At 67.5% G+C, this 12,666-nt stretch carries 12 protein-coding genes; 2 read left to right on the plus strand and 10 right to left on the minus strand.

The window, feature by feature from the left end; all coding sequences use genetic code 11:
* Positions 1-659: 659 nt before the first annotated feature.
* The 10 genes from ACOJB8_RS23580 to ACOJB8_RS23625 all read right to left on the minus strand — a co-directional run bounded on the left by ACOJB8_RS23580 (position 660) and on the right by ACOJB8_RS23625 (position 11,753).
* A complete protein-coding gene (locus ACOJB8_RS23580) occupies positions 660-1,421 on the minus strand; it encodes a 2-keto-4-pentenoate hydratase (RefSeq protein ID WP_069265700.1) in 762 nt (253 codons plus the stop codon).
* Positions 1,422-1,799: 378 nt separating this feature from the next.
* Positions 1,800-3,587, minus strand: coding sequence for a methyl-accepting chemotaxis protein (locus tag ACOJB8_RS23585; RefSeq protein WP_368610264.1), 1,788 nt, complete (start codon positions 3,585-3,587; stop codon positions 1,800-1,802).
* 202 nt (positions 3,588-3,789) lie between these two features.
* On the minus strand, positions 3,790-4,731 hold the full coding sequence (gene rbsK / locus ACOJB8_RS23590) for a ribokinase (protein WP_475014613.1): 942 nt from the start codon (positions 4,729-4,731) through the stop codon (positions 3,790-3,792).
* Between the two features lie 44 nt (positions 4,732-4,775).
* Positions 4,776-5,813 (minus strand): LacI family DNA-binding transcriptional regulator, encoded by a 1,038-nt coding sequence (locus ACOJB8_RS23595; protein ID WP_069265698.1) that lies wholly within the window; start codon positions 5,811-5,813, stop codon positions 4,776-4,778.
* Positions 5,814-5,952: 139 nt separating this feature from the next.
* Positions 5,953-7,041, minus strand: a complete 1,089-nt coding sequence (locus tag ACOJB8_RS23600) for an ABC transporter permease (RefSeq protein ID WP_342945778.1) — start codon at positions 7,039-7,041, stop codon at positions 5,953-5,955.
* A complete protein-coding gene (locus ACOJB8_RS23605; protein WP_475014616.1) occupies positions 7,038-8,750 on the minus strand; it encodes a sugar ABC transporter ATP-binding protein in 1,713 nt (570 codons plus the stop codon). The genes ACOJB8_RS23600 and ACOJB8_RS23605 overlap by 4 nt, the downstream gene beginning before the upstream one ends.
* Positions 8,750-8,908, minus strand: a complete 159-nt coding sequence (locus ACOJB8_RS23610) for a hypothetical protein (protein ID WP_368617599.1) — start codon at positions 8,906-8,908, stop codon at positions 8,750-8,752. The genes ACOJB8_RS23605 and ACOJB8_RS23610 overlap by 1 nt, the downstream gene beginning before the upstream one ends.
* A gap of 108 nt (positions 8,909-9,016) precedes the next feature.
* Positions 9,017-9,979 (minus strand): sugar ABC transporter substrate-binding protein, encoded by a 963-nt coding sequence (locus ACOJB8_RS23615; protein ID WP_069265696.1) that lies wholly within the window; start codon positions 9,977-9,979, stop codon positions 9,017-9,019.
* 166 nt (positions 9,980-10,145) lie between these two features.
* Complete coding sequence (gene corA / locus ACOJB8_RS23620) at positions 10,146-11,123, minus strand: magnesium/cobalt transporter CorA (RefSeq protein WP_069265695.1); 978 nt, start codon at positions 11,121-11,123, stop codon at positions 10,146-10,148.
* Between the two features lie 183 nt (positions 11,124-11,306).
* Positions 11,307-11,753: a hypothetical protein gene (locus tag ACOJB8_RS23625; RefSeq protein WP_368605377.1), complete on the minus strand. Its 447-nt coding sequence runs from the start codon at positions 11,751-11,753 to the stop codon at positions 11,307-11,309.
* A 141-nt stretch (positions 11,754-11,894) separates the two neighbouring features.
* On the opposite strand from ACOJB8_RS23625, the gene cydX reads away from it, so the two are divergent.
* Both cydX and ACOJB8_RS23635 read left to right on the plus strand, forming a co-directional pair.
* Positions 11,895-12,074: a cytochrome bd-I oxidase subunit CydX gene (cydX, locus tag ACOJB8_RS23630; protein WP_069265693.1), complete on the plus strand. Its 180-nt coding sequence runs from the start codon at positions 11,895-11,897 to the stop codon at positions 12,072-12,074.
* Entirely contained in the window at positions 12,071-12,664 is a 594-nt protein-coding gene (locus tag ACOJB8_RS23635) for a P-loop nucleotide/nucleoside kinase family protein (RefSeq protein ID WP_069265692.1), read from the plus strand. Before cydX ends, ACOJB8_RS23635 begins: the two co-directional genes overlap by 4 nt.
* Positions 12,665-12,666: the final 2 nt, after the last annotated feature.

Here is a 12,666-nt window from a genome sequence, read left to right on the forward strand (position 1 = left end):
ATGTGCCCTCTAAAGCTAAGCATTATTGAGCGCTTGGAGGGCGCCAGACAACGACTTACAATGATCTTCCCTACTGGTGCAAATTTCAGACCGGGGTCACGCTCCTTCCCACATGCTGTGCCTGCGTGTTGGCTAATTCCATCGGGCCGGGCATTCGCAGCACGCCACTTTCTACCTGATGTTCGACCGGCTTTTCGCCTTGTCATGCGGCCTGTCCGGCACTCCGGCATACGCAGCGCCTCTTCATCAAACGCACCAACGCAGCGCCGGTGCACACCCATTCGTTACGATTTGTTCGCGAGCCCGCAGAACGCGCGCGCATTGCGAACTGCCACGCAAATGTTGTGAGCACGCGTCAATGCGATTTTTTTCCCGTTTTACGCGTCGATTTCGCCGTCGTCGGTGACCTGCCGCGCATTCTTGCGCGGATGCCAACCGCCGCTGACCGGCCCTGTCGGCAGTAATGGTTTTCCCGCTCCAATCGGACGATGCGCGAAGGACTCGCGATGAAGATGACGCGCGTGACAGGTTGCCAGGTTTACACCCATGGGACGCACAACGCGTACAAAAAAATAAAGCCGCCGCGCAATGCGCGCGGCGGCCGTTCGTGAGAGCAAATATGACAGGTGCGACAGTTACACGATGCGCCCCTGGGCGACCTAGACGAACTCGACTTCGACTTCCCCTAGCCCGTCGATGTGGCCGTGCAGGAGGCCCGGTGTATCGATGCGGTGCGCACCGACATAGGTGCCGGTCGTAATAGTCCATTCGGGCTCGATCGTGATGCCCATGGCGGCGCAATGATTGACGAACCAGACCAGCAGTTCGCGCGGATCGCCCGCGGGGTTGCCCGGCGCCTCCGGCACGAGCGAGGCGCCGTCGAACGTCAGTTCGAGCTCAGGCGCGACGAAATCGAGCACGCGGGCAAGCGCTGGGTACGGCAGCGCATGGCCGGTCACGAGTGCACCATTGTTCTGTGCATCGGCGAGCTGGGCGAGCGGCGCGACGTTGGGCCACTGCGCGAAACGGCTGTCGACGATCTCGATGGCCGGCACGATCTGGCCTACGCGCGCGAGCACCTCGTCGCGCGCATAGGCTTCGGCGCGCGGGACGATCGGTTCCGAAAAACGAAACGCGATTTCCAGTTCCACGAGCACGCGGAAAAAGTGGCGGCGCTCGAAGCGCGCCGGCGAGGCGTGCACGAGCGGCGCCGGGATCGGCGCGCCGGAGGCAGGGCCGCCGGGGGCGCGTGCGCCCACTTTCCAGCCGCCCGTGGTCGTCTCGAGCCCGGCGAGCACCGCCTGCTGGATCGCGTAGGCCGTGGCCGCGTCGGGCGGCACGCGCTCGGGTTCCAGCGTTTCGATTAGATGATGATGCCGGCGCGCATTCACGAGGCGTTGCGCGAGATCGTCATGCGTCATGTCGGGTTCCTTGTTTGTGCTGTCATGCGGCGCTGGCGCTCGATGCCGGCCAATCCGTCCTGCCTGGCGCGGTGCGCCTGCCTTGCCCCTGCGGGGCGGGTCGTTCCTCCTGCGGTGCCACCCCGTTTGGGCCGCGCCCGGACATCGGCGCGGGCTGAACCGTCCAGCACGACGCCATGCCGCTCGCGGGCACCGCTGGGCGCCGCAGTGTAGCGCGCCGACCGGGCCGCGCAGATGACACGGCTGACAATGTACCGTAACGGCGCCCACATGGCGCATGGCGGGGCCGCACAACGGGGTCAAAGGCGTAAAAAAGCCGCTGCGGCACAGCGGCTGGCTCTCGTGCGCGGACGGCCCGCGCGGCTTGGCGGATGAATGTCAGAAGGTTTCCCAGTCGCCGTTCGAACCGGCAGCCGACGCCACCGCGCTCATGGGCGCGCGGGGGGCTGCCACGGGCCGTGCGGCCGGCTGGGCGGCGGCGGCAGCCGGAGTGCTGCGCGGCGCGCGCTTTGCGGCAGGCGCCGCTGCCCCGGCTCCCGATGCCTGGCGCGTGGCAGCAGCACGGGCGACGGAAGCCGTCCTGGCGGCTGCCGGCGCAGGCTTCACCTGCGCTGCGCCGAGCGCTGCGTCTTCCAGATTGAATACGGCGACGGCCTCGCGCAGGCGTCCCGCCTGGTCCTCAAGCGACTGCGCCGCGGCGGCGGCCTCCTCGACGAGTGCCGCGTTCTGCTGGGTCACCTCGTCCATCTGCGTGACCGCACGCGCGACCTGGTCGATGCCGCCCGACTGCTCCTGCGAAGCCGCCGCGATCTCGCCCATGATGTCGGTCACGCGCTGCACCGCGGCGATGATCTCGGTCATCGTGCGGCCCGCCTCGTCGACGAGCGCCGAGCCCGCCTGCACGCGCTCGACCGAGGTGTCGATGAGCCCCTTGATCTCCTTGGCCGCCGCCGACGAGCGTTGCGCGAGGCTGCGCACCTCGCCCGCCACCACGGCGAAGCCGCGCCCTTCCTCGCCCGCGCGTGCCGCTTCGACGGCCGCATTGAGCGCGAGGATGTTGGTCTGGAACGCGATGCCCTCGATGATCGTGATGATGTCGGCGATCTTCGCGGAGCTGTCGTTGATGTCGCCCATCGTGCCGACCACCTGATTGACGACCGAGCTGCCCTTGTTGGCGATTTCCGAGGCGTTGGCGGCGAGCGCGCTGGCCTGGCGGGCGTTGTCGGCGTTCTGCTTCACGGTGCCCGTGAGCTGTTCCATGCTCGACGCGGTCTGCTGGAGCGCCGATGCCTGCTCTTCGGTACGCGACGAGAGGTCGAGGTTGCCCGCGGCGATCTCACGCGTGGCCGTGGCGATCGATTCGGTGCCCGAGCGCACCGAACGCACCGTTTCGGTGAGGCTGCGCTGCATCTGCGCGACGCCGCCCAGCAGTTCGCCCATCTCGTCGTTGCGGCGCACGACCACGGGCCGGCGCAGATCGCCGGCGGCGATCGCATGGAAAGCGCCAAGCGCTTCGCCGAGCGGCTCCGCAATAGCGCGGCGCAGCGAGAAGAACGAATAGGCGGCGGCGCCGATACCTACGAGCAGCGCCGCGATGCACGCGACGCGCAGCTCCGAGAACGCGGCCTGGGCGTCGTCGAAGCCCTGCTGCGCTTGCGTCATCTGGAACTTGTCGAGCACGGCGTCGGCCTTCGAGAGCCCGTCGTAGGCCTCCTTCAGCGCCTTGGCGCCGGCCACCACCTTCGCCTGATCGCCCGACTGGACGGTCGTCATGAACTGGTCCGCGATCTGGTGCAGGGCCTCGCGCCGGGCTCCGACATCCTGAGCGAGGCGCGCTTCCTCGCCGGCGTGCGGCAAGGCCATGTACTTCTTCCAGAAGTCGTCCGACACGCCACGCAGCATGCGCGCACGGTCGACCGTCGCCGCGGCGTCGGACGTACCCTGTTCGAAGGCGGCCCGGTCGAGCGCGAGACGCTCGCGTGCCGCATAGATTTCGGCCAGATTGACCGCGTGCGAACTGGGCATCTGGTCGGTGAAAGTCTCGCGATACGCGTCGTTCGAACGCGTGAGACCCAGCAGCCCGACCGCACTGATCGCGACGATCAACGTCGCCAGAAAGCCCATTGTGATGCCAATGCGCGCCTTGATACTGATGCCCTTGCCCATGACTCCCCCAACGCTTGTGATATGGTCGGGCCCAACGCCCGACATCGAGTGGTCGCTCTAACAGGCGTTTACGGCACAGGATTTCAAGGTCTTGAAATGTGTATATGGTATGAAGTATTGGCGAAATACAATCAGGCGCGGCGCGAATAAGCCGCGCCGTGGCCGGTCATGGCTTAGATGCCAGCGAGACGTGCTGATGCGCTCAGCCCGCGAGTTCGGCGAGCGTGGGAATAGAGGGTTGAGCGCCCGCGCGCGTGACTGAAACCGACGCCGCGCGCAATGCGAAAGCAATGGCTTCGAGCGCGGGCGCCCCGGCAGCCAGGCGCGCGGCCAGGCCGCCGACGAAGGTGTCGCCGGCCGCCGTCGTATCCACCGCATTGACGCGTGGCGCGGGCAGATGGACCGGCGCGGCGCCGTCGAGCAGCGCACATACGCCCTGCGCTCCGAGCGTCACCAGCACATTGCGTGCGCCCGCCTCCCGCAGCGCCGACGCCGCCCGCGCCGCCTCTTCCGGCGTGCTCGCGGGCAAGCCGGTGAGCGCGGCCGCCTCCAGTTCGTTCGGTACGAGATAGTCGATGAGCGGGAGCCACTGCGCGGGCAGCGGCCCCGTGGCGGGTGCTGGATTGAGGATGGTGATCGTGCCCAGGCGCCGTGCAGCGGCGAGCGCGGCCGCCACAGCGTCGGTGGGCGTTTCGAGCTGGCAGACCACGACGCCGGCCCGCGCGAGCACGGCCTCATGGCGCGCGATCGTTTCGGGCGCGAGTTCGCCGTTGCTGCCGGCCACGATGACGATGGCATTCTGGCTCGCGTCGTCGACGATGATCAACGCCACGCCGGTCGGCGCGCCAGGCGACGTTTCGAGCGCGCCGCAGTCGATACCTTCTGCCATCAGCCCCGCGCGCAATACCTCGCCGTTGCTGTCGGCGCCGACCCGGCCGATCATCGCCACCTGGGCGCCCAGGCGCGCCGCGGCCACCGCCTGGTTGCCGCCCTTGCCGCCGGCCACCTGCGCAAAGGCATGGCCCGCGAGCGTCTCGCCGGGAGACGGCAAGCGCGGCGCGCGCGCGACGAGATCCATGTTCAGACTGCCGACCACGGCCACGCGAGCGCGTGCGTCGGTCGGCTTTGCTGCGTCAGTCGTCACGATGCCTCCTCGATGGCTTGCGCCTTCGCTACGGCCGCCCTGCCTCAGGCCGCGAGCGGCGCGTATTCCTCCGCACCGACCCAGGGCCCCGTCGATTCGCGAGCGAAGAGCGTAGGCGGCATGACGCGCCGGCGCGCCCTCGCGCCTTCCTCACGCGCGTTCGCGATGCGCTCGATCAGCGTGAGCGCCGCCATGTCGCCGAGCGCACGCGCGGGCTGGCCGACCGTCGAGAGCGCGGGCCAGGTGAAGTTGCCGAGCTCGATATCGTCGAAGCCGATGATCGAGCAGTCGCCCGGCACGCGCAAGCCGCGCTCGGCGGCCGCGCGCAAGGCGCCAATGCCCATCATGTCGTTGCCGGCGAAGATCGCAGTGGGCCGCACGCTGTCGAACAGTTGCGCCGCCGCGCGGTAACCGCCCGCCCCGGAAAAGTCGCTTTCGACGATCGCGCCCGGCGCGATCTCCACGCCCCGCTCGGACATGGCGCGCAGGAAGCCGTGCATGCGCATCGCGCTCACCGCGGTCGTCACCGGCCCGGTGATGCAGCCGATGCGCGAGTGCCCGAACTCGAGCAGATGCCGCGTGGCGAGCCAGGCGCCGCGCTCGTGGTCGATCTGCACGAGATCGGCGTCGAGTCCCTCGATGTTGCGGTCGATGACGACGATCGGCTCGCGCGTATCGGCAAGCGTCGAGGCGAGCACGGCGTCGTCACCGGCCGAGGCGACGATGAGGCCGTCGATGCGCTTTTCCTGCAGCACGCGCAGGTAGCTGCGCTGCTTGGCCGGGTCGTCGTCGGAGTTGCAGAAGAACACGCAATAGCCCTTGCGCGCGCAGGCGTCCTCGACGCCGCGCGCAAGCTCCGCGAAATACGGGTTGGTGCCGTTCGGCACGAGCAGACCGACGGTCGCCGTGGCACGCGCCTTGAGCGAGCGCGCCACCGCCGACGGCACGTAGTTCAGGTCGCGGATCGCGCGCTCGACCTTGGCCCGCACGTCCGCCGACACCGGACGCGAATTGTTCACCACATGCGACACCGTCGTGAAAGATACCCCCGCCACGGCGGCCACATCCTTGATCGTCGCCATCTTTATGTTGCTCCTGCTTTTTTGCTGCCCTGTTGCTGCCGGCTCTCTGCGCGCCCGTTGTAAGTTTGGTCTGGCGTCGCTTTCCCGGTCATTTCCGTCGGCCCGCGCTGCATTGCGGACCGCGCCCTCGAAAAAATTGTTATGTCCTGCTGCCTCTGCGACTTCGCCTGCTGCGGTACGTGTCGAGCACGACCGCCACGACGATCACCGCGCCGGTGATGATCCGTTTGGTGGGCTCGTTCGCGCCGATCTGCGCGAGCCCCGCGGCCAGCACCGAGATGATCAGCACGCCGAAGAACGTGCTGATGACCGAGCCGCGCCCGCCCATCAGACTGGTGCCGCCGATCACCACGGCCGCGATCACCTGCAGCTCCAGCCCCGCGCCCGCGTTTGGATCGGCGGCTTCGAGGCGCGAAATCTGAAACAGCGCCGCAAGTCCGGCAAGCGCGCCCATCAGCGCGAACACGATCACCTTGTACGGCCGCGGATCGACGCCCGCCAGGCGCACCGCCTCTTCGTTGGTACCGATACCGATCAGATACCGTCCGAACACCGTGCGCGTCAGCGTGAGCTGCGCGATCACCATCACCGCCACCGCGATCAGGAACGCCGGCGAGATGCCGAATGCGATCGGGTTCGAGAGAAAGTCGAACGCGTCGCCGATATACGCCGTGCGCGAATTCGTCATCTGGTACGCAAGCCCGCGCGCCGCTTCGAGCACGCCGAGCGAAACGATGAACGACGGGATGCGCCAGCCCACCGTCACCGCGCCCGTGAGCGTGCCCGTGGCCGCCGCGGCGACGAGGCCGAGCAGCGCCGCCGGCAGCGCGCCCCAGCCCCACTTGAGCGACGCCACGCTCACCACCGAAGCGCCGAGCGCGAGCACCGAACCCACCGAAAGATCGATACCCGCGATGATCAGCACGAAGGTCATGCCCACTGCCATCACCACGAGATCGGGAATCTGGTTCGCGATCGTGCTGAACGTATCGTACGTGAGGAAGTGCGAACTCAGCAGCGAGAACAACACGATCATCGCGATCAGCGCGAGCGCGAGGCCCAGGTAGTTCGAAAAGCCGAAGCGCGTGCCCACGGGCTTGCCGCTCGCCTGCATCGCATGCGGCGCCGACACCGGCGCAGCGCCCGGCGCGATTTTGGTCGAACTGGTACGCCCACCGATTTCGTCGCCGTGCGGCGACGGTTGCCCGCGCAACGGGTCGTTCGTCATGAAGCGCTCCCTCGTGGGTCGTCGTTGCGTTCCTGGGGCTTGCGCGTTTCCCTGTGTGGCGGCACGTCGCCCATCTCCGGCAGATCGCGCGCGTTCGCGACCAGCGCATCCTCGGCGCGCAGCCCCGCGAAGGCGGCGGCGAGCAGCTTGTCCTGGCTCCACTCGTCGCGACCGTAGATGGCCGTCATCTTCCCCGCCGACATCACGCCGATGCGGTCGCAGATCAGCATCAGCTCGCGCAGGTCGCTCGATACCACCACGAGCGCCCGGCCTTCACGTGCGAGCGCGCCCATCAGCGCGTAGATGTCGAACTTCGCCCCGACGTCGATGCCACGCGTAGGCTCGTCGAACAGCACGACGCGCATCGACTGCGTAATGTCGCGCGCGAGCCAGCGGCCGATCACCACCTTCTGCTGGTTGCCGCCCGACAGCTCGCCCACCGGCTGCGCGGGTCCGGATGCGCGGATTCGCAGCGCGTCGATCTGCGTGCGGGCCAGCGTGTTCTCGCGCGCCGCGTCCACCACGCCATAGCGCGAGACCGCGCCTACGTTGCCGAGCGTCACGTTCGCGGCGAGCGGCTGCGGCAACAGCAGCCCTTCGCCCTTGCGGTCCTCGGTGATGAGCGCGATGCCAAGCTTAACCGCATCGGCGGGCGAGGCAATCTGCACGGGTTCCGGCGCCGCGCCCGGGGTGGGCGCCAGCGCCACCGTGCCGCGCTCCATGCGGTCGGCGCCGTAGATGAGCCGCATCAGCTCCGTTCTGCCCGCGCCGATCAGCCCCGACACGCCGAAAATCTCGCCGGCGCGCACTTCGAACGACACGTCGCGCACAGCCTTCGCGCGCGTGAGCCCGTCCACCTTCAGGAGCGGCGCGCCGATGCGCCGCTGCCCCAGATCGATGCGCTCGCCAAGCTCGCGCCCCACCATCAGCGCGACGATGCGCTCGGGCGTGAGGTTGGCCATGGCGTCCACCCGCACGAGCTTGCCGTCGCGCAGCACCGCGACGCGCTGCGCGATGCGCTCGAGTTCTTCGAGCCGGTGCGAGATGTAGACGATCGCCACGCCGCGCGCCTTCAGCCGCGCGATCTGCTCGAACAGCAATTCGACCTCGCGAGCCGTGAGCATGGCCGTCGGCTCGTCGAGGATCAGCACGCGCATGTCGCCGCCATCGCCATGATCGGCCGCAGCGGCGCTGCCGACCAGGTTGCGCGCGATCTCCACGAGTTGCTGATGCCCGATTCCCAACTCCCCGACCGGCGTATCGGGGTCGATCGCCTCGAGTCCGACCTGCGCCATCGCGGCCCGCGCGTCGTCACGCAGCCGCCTGCGATCGATCCAGCCGAACCGCAGCGGCCCCGACTGCGGCAGGCGGTCCAGAAACAGGTTCTCCGCAACAGTGAGCGTGGGCAGCAGGTTCAACTCCTGCATGACCATGCGCACGCCGAGCGCCTCGGCTTCGCGGCGGCTCGCCGGGGCGTAGGGGTGGCCCATCAGCGTCATGCTGCCCGCACTCGACGCTGTGAGGCCGCTCACGATCTTCGAGAGCGTGCTCTTGCCCGCGCCGTTTTCCCCCGTAAGCGCAAGCACTTCGCCGGCGTGCAGCGCGAGGCTGACGTCGGCGAGCACCGGCTGCTCGTAGGTCTTCCCGACGCCCGTCACCGTAAGCACGGCGGGCGCAGGTGACGCTACGTCGGGGACATTTGCATCCATCACGATCCTGTAGTCGCGAGCCGCGCCGCCGGGTTCAACCGGTGAGTCGCGCCGCCCGGATACTGCGGGTCCGCACCGCCGCCGCACGCTCCGGTAGAGCATGCCTCGAACGGCGCGCTGGGCAGCGATACGCCGCCCAGCGGAAGACGGCCGCCCATGCGGTCATCCCGGTACAAATAACGGCTGCGCGGCGAGATTCTTGAGCGCTTATTGCGTTGCGCACGCAAATACCGCCGCGGCACGGCATGGCGCCTGCCGGCAGCGCTTTACTTCGTGACGAGCACCACGGGCGTTTCGACGATACCCGACAGCTCCGACTGCTTCTTGTGCTCCTTGAGCGCCTTCAGGGCCGTGTCGATGCCGAACACGGCCTGTTTCGCCGCGAACTGGTCGGCAGTGGCGAGCACGCGGCCGTCCTTGAGCATGGGCTTGATGGCGCCGATGTTGTCGTAGCCGACCACGTACACCTTGCCCTGCTTGCCCGCCGCGCGCACGGCCGACACGGCGCCGATCGCCATGTTGTCGTTGCCGCACAGGAGCGCCTTGATGTCGGGGTATTCATTGAGCATGGCGGAGGCGACGGCGTTGCCCTTGTCGATCTCCCATTCGCCCGACTGCGTCGAGACGATCTTCGCGCTCACGGCGTCCATCGCGTCCTTGAAGCCCGCGGTGCGCTGCTGCGCGTTGGTCGTGGTGGAGACGCCCTCGACGATGCCCACCTGGTCGCCCGACTTCAGGCGCTTGGCCAGGTAGTCGCCCACGAGGCGGGCGCCCTTGCGGTTGTCCGGGCCGACGAACGGCACGTTCAGGTCCTTGGACTTGAGCACGTCGGCGTCGAGCTTGTTGTCGATGTTCACGACGATGATGCCCGCGTCCACCGCCTTCTTCACGACGGGCACGAGCGCCTTGGAGTCGGCGGGCGCGAGCACGATGGCGTCGACCTTCGAGACGATCATCTGCTCGACGATCTGGATTTGGGCGGCCGTGTCGGTCTCGTTCTTGATGCCGTTGGTGATGAGATCGAACTGGTCGGCGTTGTGCTTCTGATAGTCCTTCGCGCCGGTCTCCATGGTGAGGAAGAACTCGTTGGCGAGCGACTTCATGACGAGCGCGACTTTCGGCTTGTGAGGCGCCTGTGCGCGGGCCGCGAGCGGCAAAGCGCCTGTTACGGCGGTCGTGGCGAGCGCGCTGGCGGCCAGAAGGATGCGGCGGCGAATGCGGGAGTTCATGTCTGGAAGTCTCCGGTTTGTCGGGCCCGGCTGGGCCCTGCTTTCTGGTTATGCGCAAACGTTTTCTGCCGGCCCATTCTCGGCGCAGGCGCTCAACGATGTCAACTTCGCTCTGTCACTGGCGTCGCTGCCGGCCATGCGGCGGCGCAACAACGCCCGCACCGCCTTAGAGCCAGTTAATACGACGAAACAGGAAAAACAGGAAGATATCGAGCACGAGCATGGCGGCGAGGCAGATCTGGTAGCCGAACCTGAAGTGCAGCTCGGGAATGTGCTCGAAGTTCATGCCGTAGATGCCCGCGATCATGGTCGGCACGGCGAAGAGCGCGGCGAAGGAACCGAGCCGCTTGGTCACTTCGTTCTCCGCGAGCGAGATCATGCCGAGGTTCACCTGGATCGCCGTGACGATCATTTCGCGGCGCGCGTCGATCATGTTGGACACGCGCACGAGGTGGTCGTACACGTCGCGGTAGTACGCCTGCATGCCCACGCAGATCTGCGGAATGCGCCCGCCCACGAGCTTGCCGACGGCATCGACGAGCGGCGTGACGTGATGCGCGAGGATCACGAGACGACGCTTGAGCGAATAGAGATCCTCGATGATCGCGCGCGAGCCCGCGAGGTCGTGCTTGTCGAAGATGCGGTCCTCCAGCTCCTCGATCTCGCCGGAGAGCGTTTCGAGCACCGGCGCGTAGCGATCGACCACGCTGTCCATCAGCGCGTAGAGCACGAACCCGGAGCCTTCGCGCAGCAATTCGGGCTCGCGCTCGCAGCGCGCGCGAACATCGCTGAAACCCTGCTGCGCGCGGTGGCGCACCGAAAGCACGAAATTGGGGCCGGCGAAGACGTTCACCTGGCCTGTGATGACTTCGCCGTCGTCGTCGAGTTCGAGCGTGTGGAGCACGCAAAAAAGCGTGTCGCCATATTCCTCGATCTTCGGCCGCTGGTTGCCGTTCATCACGTCTTCGATGGCGAGCGCATGCAGGCCGAACTCCTCCTTCATCGCCGCCATTTCTCCGGCGTCCGGGTCCTTGAGCGCGACCCAGACGAAACACTCGGGCTTCGCCAGATAGTCGCTGATGGCTTCGACTGTGACGTCGGCCAGTTTCTTGCCGCCTTGATACGCGACGCAATTGATTAGCATGTTCCTTTTCTTCCGCGCGGCGGGTCGCGCCCGCGCCGCTTCGAGTTGCACCGGTTGCCAAGTGTAAGGTGTTCCGCCGACCGACGGCGTCTGGACGGGGTGCCCGAGCGGCGCGCGTCCGGCTGACTGGGCGTGAGAGCACTGCCCGTGCCCGCCATGCAACGGCGGCGGCGAACTGGGAGGCTACTGCGCGACGCGGCGGATGCCGATGCGGTCATCCTTGTCGAAGGTGATGCTCGCGCGGTTGGTGTAGCGCGGATCCACAAGCAAGCGCAGCTCGATCACGGGATCGAACTGCGTCGTCACGGCGATGCGGCGCACGCCGGGCTTCAGGTAGAACGTGACGTGTTCGCCGTCCATGAGGTCGGTCACGCGTTCACCGTCGATGTAGACGGGCGCGTCGCGGAATTTGACGATGACGTTGCGGGTGCGCTCGCGGCGCACGTCCACGGCCACGAGGCCCTCGCCCGGCTCGGTGTAGCCAGGCTTCAGGATGCGTTCGGCCGGCACGGGCTTGAACGGCATGGGCTGCGGCTGCTCCTCGGCACAGCCGCCGAGTGCGAACGCGGCGACCACCGTGACGGCGGCGGCGAGACTCGCAATCGATCTGCGCGACGGCAAAGGCGGCATGGGCGCTTTCCCCTTTTCTGACGTCTGGCTCCCGGTTCGCGCCCATCATATCCGTACGGGCGCCAGACCGATCATCGTTGTTATATGCTTTGGGGACTGCGCGGCAGCGCTCGCAACCGGCATTGAGAGGAGGCAACGGCCATGTGGTACTTCTCGTGGATTCTCGGCATCGGCGTTGCGCTCGGCTTTGGCATCATCAACGTGATGTGGCTCGAGGCCAACGGCAAATTCCTGAACGGACACGGACCCGAGCAAAACGGCCTGGATAACGCCCCGTCGGCAAACGCCGGCACGCAACCCGGCGAGGCACGCCGCCCGTGACAAGACTGGTGTTCTTCTGCGGCCACGCCGGCGCCGGCAAGACCTCGCTCGCCAAACGCCTGTTCGCCCCGCTCGCCCGCGAGACCGGCGAGCCGTTCTGCCTGCTCGACAAGGACACGCTCTACGGCAGCTATAGCGCAGCCGCGATGGGCGCGCTCACGCACGACCCGAACGATCGCGACAGCCCGCTTTTCCTGCAGCATTTTCGCGAACCCGAGTACCGCGGGCTCATCGACACCGCCCGCGAAAACCTCGAACTTGGCGTGAGCGCGCTCGTGGTCGGCCCGCTGTCGCGCGAAGTGCGCGAGCGCAAGCTGTTCGACCGCGCGTGGCTCGGTGTCGGTCAGGAGGTGGGACTCACCGTGGTGTGGGTGCATACGAGCGAGGAAACGGCGCACGCGCGCATCGGCGCGCGCGCCCATCCGATCGACGCCTACAAGCTCACTCACTGGAACGAATACCGGCAGCGGCGCTTCATGCCGTCGGGCGCGCAGCTCGACGGCCTTCTGCTCTTCGACAACAGCGCGCCCGCCGCGGCCGACTACGACGCGCTGCTCGAGCGCATCGTGTCGGCAACGGCATCGACCTGAGA

The organism is Paraburkholderia sp. BR10141 (genome assembly GCF_056155635.1).